Here is a 16,159-nt window from a genome sequence, read left to right as displayed (position 1 = left end):
CACGAATGAGGAGCAACACCATGTCCCGGATCTTCCATGCCCATATTGACCCCACAGCGTTTGAACCCTTTGCGCTCGGCAGCGTCCAATGGCTTCGTCGCCCGGGCGACAACGGGAATGAGTCGTTGAGCGGAGGCATCTGGAAAGTCACCCCGGAGGAGACGCCGGAACCATTCGACCTACCGATTGACCAGGATGAAACCATTTATGTCGTTTCCGGCTACCTGCTCATCGAGGTTAAGGGAGGAGAGCGCCTTGAGCTCACGGAGGGTTCCATGGCTTCCCTCTCCAAGGGGGCGATGACCCGCTGGACTGTCCTCGAGCCGACCATCGAATTCTTCGTTTACAGCTGAGTGGGGGAGCCAAGTGGAAACCTCCGACGTCATCATTATTGGAGCTGGCTTTGCCGGGCTCACGGCCGCCCGCGAGCTGTCCAAGGGCGGCCACACCACTATCCTGCTGGAGGCGAGGGACCGGATAGCTGGACGGACGCATCTCGACGAGCGCCTTGGACGAAACCTGGAACTCGGCGGCACCTGGGTGCACTGGACCCAGCCGTACGTTTGGGCAGAGATGGGGCGTTACGGGATCAAGGCCGTTCCTGGTCCGGAGTTCACCAAGGCCTATTGGACGGCGGGTGGCCACCAACACGAGGGCGACGCCGTGAGTTTACTGGAATTGCTGGACGCGCCAAATCGCCGGCTCCTGGCCGACTCACGGCGCTACTTCCCCATGCCGTGGTCTCCTTTGGACAACCCGGACCTGGCGGACATTGACGGGCTCACGCTCTCGGAAGCCATCGATCGCTTGGAACTGCCCGAGGACCAGCGCCAGCTCCTGAGATCATTCTGGACATTGAACTTTAACGGCAGGCTCGATCAAGCCGCCTACACACAGGCACTCCGATGGTGCGCCGTGGCCAGCGGTGACTGGCAGCTCATGTTTGAGGCATGCGCGAGCTTCAAGATCGACGGCGGAACACGTCGTCTCGCTGAGGCGATCCTGGCCGATTCAGCAGCGCAGTTGCGCCTGAACCAACATGTGGCGTCCATCGAGCAGGACGAGGCCGGGGTGGTCGTGACAACCGAAGGAGGCAAGCAATACACAGCCCGGCAGCTCATTCTCGCCCTCCCGCTCAGCGTGCTGAACGACCTCGAAATCCGGCCTGCTCTTTCGCCCGGAAAAAGGCAGGCGGCGGCCAAGGGGCAGGCCGGCCGCGGCGCGAAACTGTGGGTCAAGGTCCAAGGCCGGCAGGAACGGTTCGTCGCTCTTGGCCCTGAGGCAGGTGCACTGAACTTCGTCCAGGCGGAGTACATCGACCGCGACAGCACCACGCTCGTCTGCTTCGGACCCGACGCCGGCGCCGTGGATGTGGACGACATCGCCGCCGCGCAACGACACCTGGACAGCATTGTTCCGGGGCTGAAAGTGCTCGACGTCACCGGGCATGACTGGGTTGCCGATGAGCACACAAGGTCCACCTGGCCCATGCACTACACGGGCTATCTCACCCAGTACTTGGCGGAACTTCAGCGGCCCGAGGGCAGAATCCGTCTCGCGGGATCGGACTTTGCCAACGGTTGGGGAGGTTTCATCGATGGGGCCATCGAAAGCGGCCTCGACGCCGCACGGGAAGTATCGGGGGCGCTCGCGCTCGAGTGTCAGGACACGGCCGCCGTCAGCGGCTAAACCGACCCGAAACGCGCCCGACGTCGGCACTCACTTCTTGGGTGCCGACGTCGGGCGTTTGGCTTTGGCCGTTCAGCTGCTGAGGTGGGCGGCGTTGCTCAGCGCGTGGGGCGGGCGCATGAGCCCGGGTGTGTGGCCCTCCGCGGGGTCGTTGCCGAGCTGCAGGATCTTGTTGTCCTTGCCGACGTGGACAACCCTGGGCTCGTAAGCGCGGGCTTCTTCCGTCGTCATCTCGGCATACGTGATGAGGATGACGAGGTCGCCCACATGGACTTGGTGGGCAGCCGCTCCGTTGATCCCGATGACGCCGGAACCGCGCTCGCCGGCGATGGTGTAGGTCTCCAGCCGGGCGCCATTGGTCACGTCAACGATCGAGACGAGTTCGCCCGGAAGGATGTCAGCCGCGTCCAGGAGGTCAAGGTCGACAGTGACCGAACCGACGTAGTGAAGATCGGCATGGGTCACCGTTGCGCGGTGGATCTTGGACTTGAACATTGTGCGGATCATAATGCGATCAGTTTAGCGTGGCACCCTCATCCGGCGCTGTGACGTACCAGACGTTCGGCCTCAGGTCAGGAACGGCTGGTCTGCAGGGCCGGCTCGTAGCGTTCGAGGTTGGTTCCCGCTGCCACGAGTTCGCGCAGCTCAGCCAGCCCACCGGTCACGACGCCCGCCGCACGGGCCTGGAGCAGGACGTTGCCCAGTGCAGTCGCCTCAACGGGGCCGGCGACTACGGGTTTGCCTGTCGCGTCTGCCGTGAGCTGGCACAAAAGACGGTTCTGCGAACCACCGCCCACAATGTGCACCACGTCCACGCCCCGGCCCGCGAGCCGTTCAGCGTCCGCGAGCGTACGGGCATAACCCGCCGCGAGGCTGTCCATGATGCAACGCACGACGGCGGCGGGCCGGTCCGGGAGCAGCGCACCGGTGTTACGCACGGCTGAGCGGATACGATCCGGCATGTTGTCCGGAGCTGTGAAGACGGGATCGTCGGCGTTGATCTGCGGGCCGTCGGCGGGGAGTGCTGCCGCGGCGTCGAGCAACGAAGTCAGCGATTGGCTGAAACCTTGGGCCGCCCACGAGCGTTGGCACTCGCTGAGCAGCCAGAGCCCGCCGACATTCCGCAGATACCGGATAGTGCCGTCCACGCCGCGTTCGTTGGTGAAGTTGGCCTTGCGGCTTGCCTCGCTCAACACCGGGCTGTGCAACTCAACGCCCACCAGGGACCAGGTCCCGGAGGAGATGTAAGCAAAGTTCTCTGCTTGGGCCGGGACAGCCGCGACGGCCGAAGCGGTATCGTGCGAACCCACGGCAACCACAGTGGTGTCCGCGGGCAGTCCGGTCCGTTCCAGGATCGCCGGCAGCAGCGTGCCCACCGTTTCGCCGGGCTGGATGAGCGGAGGGAAGATGTCTCCGGGCAGGCCCAGTGCGTTCAGGAACTCTGTGGCCCACTCTCCCGCAACAGCGTCAAAGAGACCTGTGGTGGAAGCGTTGGTGGCCTCGGTGCGACGCTCTCCCGTGAGCAGGAAGGCGATCAAGTCCGGAATGAGCAGTGCCTGCAGCCCGTCCAGCTTTGGTTCCGCCGCCAGCTGGTACAGCGTGTTGAACTGCAGGTACTGCAAGCCCGTGGTGGCGTAGAGCCTGGCAGGGTCAATGACAGAATGCACTCGTTGCACGGTGCCGCGGCTGCGTTCGTCCCGGTAGCTGTAAGGCACAGAGACGAGTTCCCCGGCCTCGTTCACCAGGCCGTAATCGACGGCCCACGTGTCGATGCCGATGCTCGCGATGCGCTCGCCGTTTTCCTGCGCCAACGCAGTGGCCGCGGCCAGCCCCGTGAGCACCGCAGCGAACAGGGCGTCGAAGTCCCAGTGGAGGCCGCCGTCGAGCTCTACAACTCCGTTGGGGAAGCGGTGGATGGTCTCCAGGGCCACACCCGAAGTGGGCGAGACGCGGCCCAGCATGACGCGACCGGAGGAGGCGCCGATGTCGATGGCGGCGAAAACGTGCTTTGCGTGGTGCGAGGACACCGCCCCGGCGCGTGCCGGGGCGGTGTCTGCGGTTGAACTGTTGCTCATGACGGTCTTATCGCAGGAAGGCAGCAGCAACGCCCGCGTCCACGGGGATGTGCAGGCCGGTGGTGTGGGACAGTTCGTTGCTGGTGAGCACGGAGACTGCGTTGGCAACGTGTTCCGGCAGGACTTCGCGCTTGAGGAGCGTGCGCTGGGCGTAGTACTTGCCCAGTTCCTGCTCGTCCACGCCATATACCGCTGCACGCTTGGCGCCCCAGCCGCCAGCGAAAATGCCGGAGCCGCGGACCACGCCGTCGGGGTTGATGCCGTTGACGCGCACGCCGAACTCGCCAAGTTCAGCAGCGAGCAGGCGGACCTGGTGTGCTTGGTCTGCCTTCGTGGCGGAGTAGGCGATGTTGTTCGGGCCGGCGAACACGGAGTTTTTGGAGGAGATGTAGATGATATCCCCGCCCATGCCCTGCTCGATCATGACCTTGGCCGCGGCCTTGGACACCATGAACGAGCCCTTGGCCATGACGTTGTGCTGCAGGTCCCAGTCCTTCTCCGTGGTTTCCAGCAACGGCTTGGAGATGGACAGGCCGGCGTTGTTGACCACCAGGTCCAGGCCGCCGAACGCGAGCACGGCTTCCTGGATTGCGGCTGCGATCTGGGCTTCGTCGGTCACGTCGGCCTGGACGCCGATCGCGACGTCTGAGCCGCCCAGTTCCTCGGCGACCTTCTGCGCGTTCTCAAGGTTCAGGTCGGCAATCACGACGCACGCGCCGTCGGACGCCAAGCGGGTGGCGATCGCCTTGCCGATGCCCGACGCCGCACCGGTCACCAGTGCGATGCGGGTGGCGTGGGACTTGGGCTTTGGCATGCGGGCGAGCTTGGCTTCTTCCAAGGCCCAGTACTCGATGCGGAACTTCTCGGATTCCTCGATGGGGGCGTAAGTGGAGATGGCCTCGGCGCCGCGCATCACATTGATGGCGTTGATATAGAACTCGCCGGCCACGCGGGCGGTCTGCTTATCCTTGCCAAAGGAGAACATGCCCACGCCCGGGACCAGCACGATCGCCGGATCGGCGCCGCGCAAAGCTGGTGAATCGGCGTCGGCGTGCCGGTCGTAGTACGCCTGGTAATCCTCGCGGTAGTCCGCGTGCAACTCCTTAAGCCGGTCGACGGCTTGTTCCAGAGGGGCATCGGCAGGCAGGTCCAGGACCAGGGGCTTGACCTTGGTGCGCAGGAAGTGGTCCGGGCAGGAGGTGCCCAGCGCCCCGAGGCGCGGGTGCTCGGCGGACTCGAGGAATTCAAGAACGACGGCGTCATCACTGAAGTGCCCCAGCTGCGGTTTGTCCGTGGAGGCCAGGCCGCGGATCACGGGTGCGAGCGCGGCTGCCTTGGCTTTGCGCTCAGCTTCCGGGAGGGCGCCGTAGCCCGGGAGCTTGGCACCGAAGGGCTCGGCCTTGCCGTTCTCCGCGATGAACTTCTCTGCCTGGTCAATGATCCAGAGAGAGTTGGCCTCGGCCTCTTCGCTGGTGGCGCCCCAAGCGGTGACGCCGTGGCCGCCCAGGATGGTGCCGATGGCCTGCGGGTTGGCTTCCTTGATCGCGGCGATGTCCAAGCCGAGCTGGAAGCCGGGGCGACGCCAGGGAACCCACACCACCTTGTCGCCGAAGACCTTGGAGGTCAGTGCTTCGCCGTCAACGGCGGTGGCGATCGCGATGCCCGAGTCCGGATGGAGGTGGTCAACGTGGGCGGCGTCCACCAGGCCGTGCATGGCGGTATCGATTGATGGTGCAGCGCCGCCCTTGCCGTGCAGGCAGTAATCGAACGCGGCCACCATTTCGTCTTCACGCTCGACGCCGGGGTAAACATCCTTGAGTGCCTGCAGCCGGTCCAGGCGGAGTACAGCAAGGTTCTCTGCCTTCAGCGTGCCGAGGTCGCCGCCGGAGCCCTTGACCCAGAGGAGCTCGACGTCCTGGCCAGTAACAGGGTCCTTCTCGGTGCCCTTGGCGGAGGTGTTGCCGCCGGCGAAGTTGGTGTTCCGCTTGTCCGCGCCGAGGCGGTTGGAACGGGAAATCAGGTCTTCAACAGTCTTGTTGGTGTCTTGCAGGTTCATGCTTTATGCGCCCCATCCGGCTTGCTGGCCGCCTGCGCGGTCCTCGTTGATCTTCTTTTGGTAGCCGCTGGCCTTGTAGGCAGCGATCGGGTCGGCGGGCAGGCCGCGGGAATCACGCCACTCGGCCAGGACCGGGCGGACGTCGGTGTAGAAGGCATCATTGAAAATGCCGTTGGCGGCCAGGACATCCCCGGCACGCTGCGCTTCAGCCAAGGCTGCGGTGTCCACGAGCAGGGCCCGGGCAGTCATTTCCTGCACGTTCAGGACCGAGCGGATCTGGCCCGGAATCTTCTCTTCCAGGTTGTGGCACTGGTCCAGCATCAGGGCGACGCCGGAATCCTTCCCAAAGCCTCCACCGCGGATGACCTCGTGCATGATGCGGAACAGCTGGAACGGATCAGCCGCGCCCACAATGAGATCGTCGTCCGCGTAGAAGCGGGAGTTGAAGTCGAAGGAACCCAGCTTGCCCAGGCGCAGCAGCTGCATGACGATGAACTCGATGTTGGTTCCCGGGGCATGGTGGCCGGTGTCCAGGCAGACGAACGCCTTCTCGCCGAGGGCCAGGGTCTGGGCGTAGGAGGTGCCCCAGTCCGGAACATCGGTGTGGTAGAAAGCGGGCTCAAAGAACTTGTATTCCAAGACCAGCCGGTGCTCGTCGCCGAGGGCCGCGTAGATCTCCTGGAGGCTTTCCGCGAGACGGTCCTGCCGGCCGCGCATATCGTCCTGGCCGGGGTAGTTGGTGCCATCGGCCAACCAGATCTTCAGGTCCTTGGATCCGGTGGCGTTCATGATCTGGATGCACTCAAGGTGGTGGTCGATCGCGCGGCGGCGCACGGACTCGTTGGACGAAGTCAGGGAACCGAATTTGTACTCGTCATCCTGGAAAGTGTTGGAGTTGATGGTGCCCAGTCCAACACCCAAGCCCGCGGCGTACTCGCGCAGCTCCGAGTAGTCATCTACCTTGTCCCACGGAATGTGCAGGGCCACAGTGGGTGCCAGGCCGGTGAGCTCGTGGACCTTGGCGGCGTCGGCGATCTTTTCCTGGACGGTGCGCGGAGTTCCCGGGGTGCCGAAGACCTTGAACCGGGTGCCCGAATTTCCGTAGGCCCAGGATGGCACTTCAATGGCCAGTTCTCCCAAGCGGCCAAGTGCCGACTCTGTGGCGGCCGACTCTGTGGTGTTCATGCTTGTTCCTTCTGCTGGGTTGCGACGGTGCTGGCCTTGGCCAGCTGATCCTCAAGATTGAAAACTTCTTCGACGATTTCGAATCCCTGGTCCGGAGGCAGCTCGCTGTTCGCGAACAGGGAGGCCATCTCGGCCTGCCAGCGGGCGTTGACGTCCGTTACGGCCATGCGGGCTTGGACGGCTTGGTAGTCATCGCATTCCAGGTATCCGATCAATTGGCCATCGGAAGCCAGGAAGAGTGAGTAGTTGTTCCATCCGGCGTGCTTGAGGGCGTGCAGCATTTCCGGCCAAACGGCTGCATGCCGGCGCTTGTATTCGTCCATCAGCTCCGGCTGGACGGAAGATCGGAAACAGACCCTCATGTGCGGTTCTCCAGGTCACTCGTCTTTGAATCGTTTCATTTGTTACGATTCAAATTACCCTCGCAAGAACGGGGGTGTCAAGGCGTTTCCTGCAAATCGATGACAACCAGCGGAGATTGGAAAGCATGTCCCAAACAGCGAGCATCAAAGACGTTGCCACCCACGCCCAAGTAGCCGTGGGAACTGTTTCCAACGTGCTGAATTATCCGGACCGCGTATCGCAAAGGACCAAGGAGCGCGTCCTCAAATCCATCGCCGAACTCGGTTTCGTCCGCAACGACGCCGCCCGTCAACTGCGGGCAGGACAGAGCCGCACCATCGGGCTGATCGTGCTGGATGTGGGCAACCCGTTCTTCTCCTCCGTGGCCCGAGCGGCCGAGGACGCAGCCACAGCTCTGGGCAGCGTGGTGTTGGTAGGGGACAGCGGCCAGGATGCTTCCCGCGAAGCGCATTACATGGACCTGTTCCAGGAACAGCGGGTCCAGGGCCTGCTTATTTCGCCCGTTGGGGATGTTGGCGACCGGATCGATACGCTACGCGAACGTGGCGTGCCAACTGTCCTGGTGGACCAACTTGCTGACACCGACCGCTGCAGCTCAGTCTCCGTGGATGACGTGGAAGGCGGATATCTTGCCGCCCGGCACCTGCTGGACACGGGCCGCCGTCGTCTGGCTTTTGTCGGGAGCCCATCCATCCGTCAGGTAGCCAACCGGCTCACCGGTGCGCAGCGTGCTGTCGAAGAAGTAGCCGGGGCAACGATCGAGATCCTCGATTCCGCCGGGCAGACCGTCCTTGCCGGGCGCCAAGTGGGCAATGGTTTGGTGGAGCGGGCGCCAGCCGAAAGGCCGGAAGCCGTCTTCTGCTCCAACGATCTTCTGGCCTTGGGCGTCATGCAGTCGTTGACCATGTTGCGCACTGTGAAAATCCCTGAGGATATTGCCCTCATCGGGTACGACGACATCGACTTCGCGATTTCCGCCGTCGTGCCTTTGTCCTCCATCCGCCAGCCCACCGAGGCGCTTGGCCGCACGGCGATCGAGCTGCTTGCGGAGGAACAGGAGAGCGGCGGCACCAAGCATCGGGCGGTCGTGTTCACGCCCGAGCTCGTGGTCCGCCAAAGCACAGCCGGCGCCGACAGTTAGCGCGCGGCGCACCCAAGTAAGTCGCAGTAGTGCGCGTTTTGACCGTTGATAACGCGCACTACTGCGACTCAGTTGGGTAGTTACAGGGCGTAGATGGTCCAGGACGCGCTATGCGATGCGCCGGGTTCCAGACGGATCAGGTCCGTGGCGCTGTTGAAGGCGTCGGGCGGGCACGTCATGGGCTCCACCGCCAGGCCGAGCCGGTTGGGCAGCGGCATAGGCTTGTCTGCCGTATGGATCTGCAGCCACGAGCAGCTTTCGTCCCAGGACATCCCGACGCCGGTGCCCGCCGGGTCGCGCAGCGAAAGCCGCGCCAAGCCGCCGTCGAACGCTATTCCTGTGAACGCATGGTCGATCTCAGTGGTGCCAATGGCGCGCGGGGTCCGGAAATCGAAAGCGTGGCCCTCAACTCCCACAACACCAACGGGCAGCAGCCTGTCAGGGGTGACCTCAAGGAAGCTATCCGCAGCAAAATCGAGGACCCATTGATCCAACGGCAAGGAACCGGCCACAAGATAAGGGTGCGGGCACACTCCGTAGGGCGCTGGAGTGTCACCTGCGTTACGGGCAGTTAGCTGCGTGTGCAGCCCGGCGTCGTCCAGCACGTACTGGGCGTCAAGCTCCAGCACGAACGGATATCCCGGCGTGGGCCCAACGGTGCAGGTCAACGTGAGTGAACCGGCGTCGGACTCTTTCAGCACCCAATCCAGAGGGAAGGCGAGGCCGTGCAAGGATGTGCGCCGGTCCGGTTCGTTGACGGGCAGGTGATGCACCTTGCCATCGAAACGGTAGGTGCCATCCGCAATCCGGTTGGGCCACGGCGCCGCGATGATGCCCCGGTAATCGGGGATCGCTTCGCCGGCGGCAAAGGGAACCACGAGGTCGCGGCCCTGGAACTGCAAAGAACGCAGTGCCGCGGCCCGGGCTGTGATGACAGCCCGGTAGCCGCCGGACTGCAGCGTGAATTCGGTGCTCACAGGCCGCCGGCCAGCTTGTAGTAGGCCGCGTTCCAGTTCAGTTCCTTCTTGAACTGCTTGATGGTGGTGTCTTCGTCGATGGTCAGGAGTTCAGTCTTGGCGATTTCGGCAAAGTCCTCGAAAACGTCCAGGCCCACCTGCGTGGACAGCACGGTGTGGTGGGCGGCGCCGGCAGTCAGCCAGGCTGCGGCCGACGTAGCGAAATTGGGCTTGGGCTCCCAGAGCGCGCGGGCCACCGGGAGGTTGGGCAGGGGCTGGTCGAGATCGACGACGTCCACCACGTTGGCTACCAAGCGGAACCGATCGCGCATATCGGACAGTGCCACCACAATGCCGGGGCCGGCGTCCGTATCGAACACCATGCGGACGGGATCTTCCTTGCCGCCGATGCCCAGCGGGTGGATCTCCACACGCGGCTTCTTCGCGGTCAGGGACGGGCAAACCTCAAGCATGTGCGCGCCCAGGATCTTCTCCGAGCCGGGCTCAAGGTGGTACGTGTAGTCCTCCATGAGCGAGGCGCCGCCGGGCAGCCCCGCGCCCATGACCTTGGCAGCGCGGACCAGGATGGCAGTCTTCCAGTCGCCCTCGGCGCCAAAGCCGTAGCCGTCGGCCATGAGGCGCTGGACTGCCATGCCGGGAAGCTGGCGGAGTTCGCCCAGGTCCTCGAACGACGTCGTAAACGCGGCCGAGCCGTTCGCCTCCAGGAAGCTGCGGAGACCGAGTTCGATCCTCGCGCTGTACCGCAGCGACTCGTGGCGGGCGCCGCCCGCCTGCAGTTCCGGAACCACCTCGTAAAGGCGCTCATACTCCGCAACCAGGGCGTCGACGTCGGCCTCCGCGGCGCCGTGGACGGCGTCGGCGAGCTCGTTGACGGACCAGGTGTTGACCGAGACGCCGAAGCGGAGCTCGGCCTCAGTCTTGTCACCCTCCGTGACGGCAACGTTGCGCATGTTGTCGCCAAAGCGTGTCAGTTTCAGTGTGCGGACGGCGGCCCAACCGGCCGAAGCCCGCTGCCACGCGCCCACCTGGCGGGCGATCTCAGGGTTCGAGACGTGCCCGACGACGGTCTTCCGCGGCACACCGAGACGGGACTGGATGTACCCGAACTCGCGGTCGCCGTGGGCTGCCTGGTTCAGGTTCATGAAGTCGAAGTCGATGTCCGCCCAGGGGAGGTCCCGGTTGGCCTGCGTGTGCAGGTGCAGGAGCGGTTTGCGCAGGGCGTCCAGGCCCTGGATCCACATCTTGGCAGGGCTGAACGTGTGCATCCAGGCGCTCACGCCGATCACGGAGTCGTTCGAGTTTGCTTCCAGCGCAGTGCGACGGATGGCGTCGGAATCAGTGAGGACGGGCTTCCACACGAGTTTGACCGGTACGTCCGAGGAATCGTTGAGGGCGTTGGCAATCTCCTGCGATTGCGAGGCGACCTGCTTGAGGACATCTTCGCCGTAGAGGTGCTGGCTTCCGGTGAGGAACCAGACCTCGTACTGATCAAGGGACGTGTTGTTGGCGCTGGGCATTTTCATTGCTCCTGAAAGTGTGGTGGACGTCCGCTTTAGCGGCCGTAGACGTTTTGGTAGCGGTTGTAGAGCGAGTCGATCTTGGCCTGGTCAATGGGGAGGGGTTCGCCGAGTTGCCGGGAGACATGGACCGTCTTTGCCACTTCCTCGCACATCACGGCTGCTTTCACCGCGGACCTGGCATCCTTGCCGATGGTGAAGGGTCCGTGGTTCTGCATGAGCACTGCGGGGGAGTGGGAGTTCTTGAGGGTCTCCACGATTCCTTGTCCGATCGAATCGTCTCCGATCAGCGCGAACGGGCCCACCGGGATCGGGCCGCCGAATTCATCGCCCATCATGGTCAGCACGCAGGGGATCTCCTCGCCGCGGGCGGCCCAGGCCGTGGCATACGTGGAGTGGGTGTGCACCACGCCGCCGACCTCGGGCATGTGCCGGTAGACGTACGCATGCGCTGCAGTGTCAGAGGACGGCGAGAGGTCCGGGTTGCCCCAATCAACGGTTCCGCCGCTTCCGATATTTATGCCCCTGACGGGAGTCCCATACAGATCCGTGACCACCATTTGCTCGGGCGTCAGCTCGTCATAGGAGACACCGGAGGGTTTGATGACCATGAGGTCGTAGCCAGGGATCCGGCCGGAGACGTTGCCCGCCGTCCAGACAACCAGCTTGTAGCGGGTGAGCTCGGCGTGGAGGTCGCAGACTTCGCGCCGGACTCTCGCGATGGTTTCCAGGAGCGTGCTCATGCGTTGACCCCTTCTGTGATGGCGCTGTGGGCAGCGCGCTGAATTGCCTTCAGGCGGTGCATGACGCTGTTGGTGCCGCGGCCGAAGTAGTCGTGCAGGGTGCGGTATTCCTGGAAAAGTGCCTCGTAGGCCCTCACATTTTCAGGGATGGGCGTGTAGACCGCGCCCGGGGCAGCTGCCATGGATGCTGCCGCTTCGCGGATGTCCTTGTACTTCCCGGCCGCTACAGCGGCGTGGATTGCCGAGCCGAGTGCGGGTCCCTGCTCGGAGCCGATGGTGGAGAGCTGGAGGCCGGTGATGTCTGCGTAGACCTGCATCAGGAACTTGTTCTTCAGGAGTCCGCCAGCCACGATGAACTCCTTGACCGGTACTCCGGAATCACGGAATGCATCCACAATGGTCCGGGTGCCGAAGGCCGTGGCCTCCAGCAGCGCGCGGTAAGTGTCCTCTGGCTTCGTAGCAAGTGTCTGGCCCACTACGACGCCGGAGAGTTCGTGGTCCACCAGCACTGAGCGGTTGCCTGAGTGCCAGTCCAGGGCAATGAGGCCGTGCTCGCCGATTGCCTGCTTCTCTGCGAGTTCGGTGAGGTATTCGTGTATGCCCAGGCCTTTGGCGGCCGCGGCTTGGTGGTAGTGAGGGGGGACGCCGTTCTTGGTGAACCAGCCGAAGATGTCTCCAACTCCGGACTGTCCGGCTTCATAGCCCCACAATCCGTCCACGATGCCACCGTCCACAACGCCGCACATGCCAGGCACTTCACGCAGGACGTCACCGTTCATGACGTGGCAGGTGCTGGTGCCCATGATGGCCACAAGCTGCCCCGGCTCGACAGCATTGGCAGCGGGTGCGGTGACGTGGGCGTCCACGTTGCCCACGGCTACGGCAATTCCCGCGGGCAGGCCGGTCCAGGCCGCAGCCTCTTCCGTGAGGTACCCGGCGGCGTCGCCCAACCGGCCGATGGTGTGCTCAAGCTTTTCCGCCACGAAGCCCTTGAAGTCCGGGTTCAGCGCGCCGAGGAAATCCTCCGACGGGTAATTGCCGTCCTGGAAGATGCCCTTGTAGCCGGCAGTGCAAGCGTTGCGTACGTAGCTGCCGCACAACTGCCAGACGATCCAGTCGGCCGCCTCAACCCAGTGATCCATGGCGCCGTAAACTTCGGGATCTTCCTCAAGCAGCTGAAAGCCCTTGGCAAACTCCCATTCCGAGGAGATCAGGCCCCCATACCGGGGAAGCCATGACTCCCCGCGTTCCTCGGCGAGCTTGTTAATGCGGTCGGCCTGCGGCTGCGCAGCGTGGTGACGCCACAGCTTGACGTAAGCGTGGGGACGGTCCGCGAAGCGTTCCAGTTCGTTCAGCGGAGTGCCGTCCGCCGTCGTCGGGACCATGGTGCAGGCGGTGAAGTCTGTAGCGATACCCACCACGTTGGCCGGGTTGATCCCGGCATCGGCGACGGCGGCCGGTACCGCGTTGCGCAGGACGTCGCGGTAGTCATTGGGCACTTGGAGCGCCCAATCGGCGGGCAGCCGCTTGCCGGTTGTGGGCAGCCGGTCGGACACAACCGCGTGGGGGTATTCGAACACGCCGCTGCCGAGTTCGGCACCGTCCGAGACGCGCACGACGACGGCGCGGCCAGACAAGGTGCCGTAGTCCACGCCGATGACGAACTGTTCGTCGAACGGGAGATTTTCAGTGGTATTCATGGGGTCTCCATCCGGCTGGCCAAGGCCTCATTGCCGGGGGTCGGGGTGGAAGAAATGAAGAAGGTCTGATGCAATTGTTAGCGCTCACAACTTTGATGTCAAGAGAGGGCCGGAGAACTGCATGCTTCGGTTAGTTCGAGAGGGGCGCCGTGGTGGACCGGACAACGAGCCGGGGCTTCACGGTTACCGGAGTACCCGTAGTGCCGGTCTCCAGGCGATCAAGCAGCAAGCCGATGCAGCGTTGCCCAAGCTCCTCAAAGTCCTGGGCCACGGTGGTCAGCGGCGGGATGAAATAGGCGGCTTCAGGTTGGTCGTCGAAGCCCACAACACTGATATCCGCGGGGACGTGGACGCCCGCTTCATGGAACGCCCGGAGCACCCCGAGGGCCATTTGGTCGTTCGCGACGAACAGGGCCGTCATGGAACGCTCAGCGGCGATTTTCAGGCCCTCGAGGTAGCCGCATTCAGCGCTCCAGTCGCCTTCGATCAGGGCGGCTGGTTCCAGGCCGGCCTCCCGCAGGGCGTCCCGCCAACCCTCGGTGCGGGCAACCGCGTCAATCCAGTCAGCAGGCCCGGAAAGATGCCCGATGTGCTTGTGACCCAACCCGAGGAGGTGCTGGACGGCCAGGCGCGCTCCCTCGCGCTGGTCCACAGTGGCGCCGCTGAGGTGCTCGTCGCCGACAGAGCCCACTGCCACCAGCGGCACTTGAGCGGTGATGTCCTTGAGGACGTCAAAGGTCCCGGGGTGCGGCACTGTCACGACGATGCCGTCCACACCTTGGTCCATGAAGTGGGCCATGGCGTCCTTGATGGTTTCAGGCGTGACTTCCCGCAAGCCCGCGACGCTGACAAAATAGCCTGCGTCCCTGGCTGCCTGCTGCACTCCGAGAAGGGTGTGGGACGGGCCGTACTGCGCCAACTCGCTTCCCAGCACACCGATGGTCTGGGAGCGCCGGGTCACCAGGCTGCGTGCAGCGGTGTTGCGGCGGTACCCAAGTTCAGTGATTGCCTGCTCAACGCGCTCCCGGGTCTTTGAGCTCACGTTGGGGTGGTTGTTCAGAACACGGGACACAGTTTGGTGGGAAACGCCGGCAACGCGGGCGACGTCCTCCATGACAGGAGGCCTGTTTGCTGCGGATTGTTCAGTGCTCACCCTGTCACGATAGAGCACATACGCGGCGATCAGCCCAAGGCGGCCTTGGCGGCGTAATGGCGGTACCTCGTCAGGAACGCCGGCGTCCCGGAAGTCTTCGACGCAGCAACCTCGATTCCTTCAAGCGGCCAATCGGGCAGCTTTCCCGTGAGGACGCCGGCGGCTTGCCGTGCAGCACCGTTTGCCACGTATTCCCCTGGAGCGGGCACGAACACCGGCAATCTGAAGACTTCAGCCGCAACCTGCTGCACAGCCTCGGACTGGGCGCCGCCGCCCACCAGGATGATGCGGCTGGCCGCCACGCCCTGCGCCTGCAGGGCGGCGAGGCCATCGGCCAAGGAGCACAGGACACCTTCGACCGCGGCCCTGGCCAGATTCGCGGGGGTGTAGTTGGAAACCGTGAGCCCATGGAGGGAACCTGTGGCATCCGGAAGGTTGGGCGTCCGTTCGCCTTCAAAATACGGCACAAGCGTCAGGCCGCCTGCACCTTCAGCGGCGGACAGCGCCAGCTTGCCGAATTCCTGTAAGTCCACGCCAAGCAACGCAGCGGTGGCATCGAAGATCCGGGTGGCGTTGAGCGTACAGGCAAGAGGCAGGAAGTTCCCTGTGGCATCGGCGAACCCTGCCACCAGCCCGCTCGCATCCTGGGACGGGACCGCCGACACAGCGAACACGGTCCCTGATGTGCCGATCGAAATAACAACATCTCCCACTGCGGCGCTGACGCCCAGCCCTGCTGCAGCGTTATCGCCTGCACCGGGTCCGACCAGGGCACCGCCCGGCGTCTTGCCGGATGCTTCCAAAGGTCCGACGACAGCCGGCAGCACCGGGACATGGCCGAGGGTGCCTTTGAGGACTTCCGGGAAGTATTCGCCCGTTCTGGACGAGAAGTACCCCGTGCCGGAAGCATCGGAGCGATCTGTGCGGAGCAGCTCCAAAGAGGACGGTCCTGTGCCAGGCCCATGACCGGCCAAACGCCACGACAACCAGTCATGCGGAAGGCAAACGGCAGAAGTGCGCCGGGCATTTTCCGGTTCGTTCCGAGCCAGCCACCGAAGTTTGGTGGCCGTCAGGGATGCTACGGGCACCGTCCCCGTGCTGGCTGCCCAATACGAAGCTCCGGCCGCGGCATCGCCTTGGCCGGCTTCAAGGATCAACTCTTCGGCGTCCAGCGCGGACCGGGTGTCATTCCACAGCAGCGCCGGGCGAACCACGTTTCCTGATTCATCCAGGCAGACCATGCCGTGCTGCTGGCCCCCGACCGAGACAGCATCGACGTCGTCCAAGCCGCCTGCCTGGCTGATGGCTTCCTGGAGGGCGCTCCACCAGTGGTCTGGATGGACCTCGGTGCCCTCAGGATGTGACGCGCGCCCCTGCCGCACCAGGGCTCCTGTGTCTGAGTCCCTGATGACCACCTTGCAGGACTGGGTGGAGCTGTCGATCCCGGCTACGAGAGGCATGCGTTTGTTCCTTTGCGGACTGTTCTTTTGGGGGACCGTCGCCGGGACTGGCAGCCCGGAAAAACAAGGAACCTTGTGGCCCCGGCGACGGAATTGCGAA

Annotated in this window: 14 protein-coding genes; 3 read left to right on the top strand and 11 right to left on the bottom strand. The window is 64.1% G+C overall.

Annotation, left to right across the window (positions count from 1 at the left end; genetic code table 11):
* The first annotated feature begins 5 nt into the window (after nucleotides 1–5).
* Nucleotides 6–353 (top strand): cupin domain-containing protein, encoded by a 348-nt coding sequence (locus J2Y41_RS12110; RefSeq protein ID WP_309928630.1) that lies wholly within the window; start codon nucleotides 6–8, stop codon nucleotides 351–353.
* Nucleotides 354–366: 13 nt separating this feature from the next.
* On the top strand, nucleotides 367–1,689 hold the full coding sequence (locus J2Y41_RS12105) for an NAD(P)/FAD-dependent oxidoreductase (RefSeq protein WP_309928629.1): 1,323 nt from the start codon (nucleotides 367–369) through the stop codon (nucleotides 1,687–1,689).
* Between the two features lie 72 nt (nucleotides 1,690–1,761).
* Here the strand turns inward: J2Y41_RS12105 and panD are convergent, their stop codons facing one another.
* The 5 genes from panD to J2Y41_RS12080 all read right to left on the bottom strand — a co-directional run bounded on the left by panD (nucleotide 1,762) and on the right by J2Y41_RS12080 (nucleotide 7,367).
* The gene (gene panD / locus J2Y41_RS12100; protein ID WP_224089392.1) at nucleotides 1,762–2,196 is read right to left on the bottom strand and encodes an aspartate 1-decarboxylase; all 435 of its coding nucleotides are present in this window, start codon (nucleotides 2,194–2,196) and stop codon (nucleotides 1,762–1,764) included.
* Between the two features lie 65 nt (nucleotides 2,197–2,261).
* Nucleotides 2,262–3,764: a rhamnulokinase family protein gene (locus J2Y41_RS12095; protein ID WP_309928625.1), complete on the bottom strand. Its 1,503-nt coding sequence runs from the start codon at nucleotides 3,762–3,764 to the stop codon at nucleotides 2,262–2,264.
* Nucleotides 3,765–3,771: 7 nt separating this feature from the next.
* Nucleotides 3,772–5,820, bottom strand: coding sequence for a bifunctional aldolase/short-chain dehydrogenase (locus J2Y41_RS12090; RefSeq protein ID WP_309928623.1), 2,049 nt, complete (start codon nucleotides 5,818–5,820; stop codon nucleotides 3,772–3,774).
* Nucleotides 5,821–5,823: 3 nt separating this feature from the next.
* Entirely contained in the window at nucleotides 5,824–7,005 is a 1,182-nt protein-coding gene (gene rhaI, locus J2Y41_RS12085; RefSeq protein WP_309928622.1) for an L-rhamnose isomerase, read from the bottom strand.
* Complete coding sequence (locus J2Y41_RS12080; protein WP_224165565.1) at nucleotides 7,002–7,367, bottom strand: L-rhamnose mutarotase; 366 nt, start codon at nucleotides 7,365–7,367, stop codon at nucleotides 7,002–7,004. The genes rhaI and J2Y41_RS12080 overlap by 4 nt, the downstream gene beginning before the upstream one ends.
* Nucleotides 7,368–7,492: 125 nt before the next feature.
* Here J2Y41_RS12080 and J2Y41_RS12075 point away from each other — a divergent pair, with 125 nt between their 5' ends.
* A complete protein-coding gene (locus tag J2Y41_RS12075) occupies nucleotides 7,493–8,509 on the top strand; it encodes a LacI family DNA-binding transcriptional regulator (RefSeq protein WP_309928619.1) in 1,017 nt (338 codons plus the stop codon).
* An 80-nt stretch (nucleotides 8,510–8,589) separates the two neighbouring features.
* Here J2Y41_RS12075 and J2Y41_RS12070 read toward each other — a convergent pair whose 3' ends face one another.
* The 6 genes from J2Y41_RS12070 to xylB form a co-directional block, all read right to left on the bottom strand.
* Nucleotides 8,590–9,486, bottom strand: a complete 897-nt coding sequence (locus J2Y41_RS12070; RefSeq protein WP_309928618.1) for an aldose 1-epimerase family protein — start codon at nucleotides 9,484–9,486, stop codon at nucleotides 8,590–8,592.
* On the bottom strand, nucleotides 9,483–11,003 hold the full coding sequence (araA, locus tag J2Y41_RS12065; protein WP_309928675.1) for an L-arabinose isomerase: 1,521 nt from the start codon (nucleotides 11,001–11,003) through the stop codon (nucleotides 9,483–9,485). The genes J2Y41_RS12070 and araA overlap by 4 nt, the downstream gene beginning before the upstream one ends.
* Before the next feature lie 35 nt (nucleotides 11,004–11,038).
* Entirely contained in the window at nucleotides 11,039–11,746 is a 708-nt protein-coding gene (locus J2Y41_RS12060; RefSeq protein WP_309928617.1) for an L-ribulose-5-phosphate 4-epimerase, read from the bottom strand.
* Entirely contained in the window at nucleotides 11,743–13,446 is a 1,704-nt protein-coding gene (araB, locus tag J2Y41_RS12055) for a ribulokinase (RefSeq protein WP_309928616.1), read from the bottom strand. Before araB ends, J2Y41_RS12060 begins: the two co-directional genes overlap by 4 nt.
* A 130-nt stretch (nucleotides 13,447–13,576) precedes the next feature.
* Nucleotides 13,577–14,560, bottom strand: coding sequence for a LacI family DNA-binding transcriptional regulator (locus tag J2Y41_RS12050; RefSeq protein WP_309928674.1), 984 nt, complete (start codon nucleotides 14,558–14,560; stop codon nucleotides 13,577–13,579).
* Nucleotides 14,561–14,628: 68 nt separating this feature from the next.
* Entirely contained in the window at nucleotides 14,629–16,059 is a 1,431-nt protein-coding gene (xylB, locus tag J2Y41_RS12045; RefSeq protein WP_309928614.1) for a xylulokinase, read from the bottom strand.
* Between the last annotated feature and the right edge of the window lie 100 nt (nucleotides 16,060–16,159).

The sequence above is a fragment of the Arthrobacter sp. 1088 genome (assembly GCF_031455315.1).
In the GTDB taxonomy this organism is placed as follows: domain Bacteria; phylum Actinomycetota; class Actinomycetes; order Actinomycetales; family Micrococcaceae; genus Arthrobacter.
This window is presented reverse-complemented; position numbering and strand designations above follow the sequence as displayed.

Bases quoted from the DNA above. Each gene is read 5' to 3' on its own strand.
- J2Y41_RS12090 (WP_309928623.1), bottom strand. From the start codon at position 5,820: ATGAACCTGCAAGACACCAACAAGACTGTTGAAGACCTGATTTCCCGT.
- J2Y41_RS12110 (WP_309928630.1), top strand. From the start codon at position 6: ATGAGGAGCAACACCATGTCCCGGATCTTCCATGCCCATATTGACCCC.
- xylB (WP_309928614.1), bottom strand. From the start codon at position 16,059: ATGCCTCTCGTAGCCGGGATCGACAGCTCCACCCAGTCCTGCAAGGTG.
- panD (WP_224089392.1), bottom strand. From the start codon at position 2,196: ATGATCCGCACAATGTTCAAGTCCAAGATCCACCGCGCAACGGTGACC.
- rhaI (WP_309928622.1), bottom strand. From the start codon at position 7,005: ATGAACACCACAGAGTCGGCCGCCACAGAGTCGGCACTTGGCCGCTTG.
- araA (WP_309928675.1), bottom strand. From the start codon at position 11,003: ATGCCCAGCGCCAACAACACGTCCCTTGATCAGTACGAGGTCTGGTTC.
- araB (WP_309928616.1), bottom strand. From the start codon at position 13,446: ATGAATACCACTGAAAATCTCCCGTTCGACGAACAGTTCGTCATCGGC.
- J2Y41_RS12075 (WP_309928619.1), top strand. From the start codon at position 7,493: ATGTCCCAAACAGCGAGCATCAAAGACGTTGCCACCCACGCCCAAGTA.
- J2Y41_RS12080 (WP_224165565.1), bottom strand. From the start codon at position 7,367: ATGAGGGTCTGTTTCCGATCTTCCGTCCAGCCGGAGCTGATGGACGAA.
- J2Y41_RS12060 (WP_309928617.1), bottom strand. From the start codon at position 11,746: ATGAGCACGCTCCTGGAAACCATCGCGAGAGTCCGGCGCGAAGTCTGC.
- J2Y41_RS12050 (WP_309928674.1), bottom strand. From the start codon at position 14,560: ATGGAGGACGTCGCCCGCGTTGCCGGCGTTTCCCACCAAACTGTGTCC.
- J2Y41_RS12095 (WP_309928625.1), bottom strand. From the start codon at position 3,764: ATGAGCAACAGTTCAACCGCAGACACCGCCCCGGCACGCGCCGGGGCG.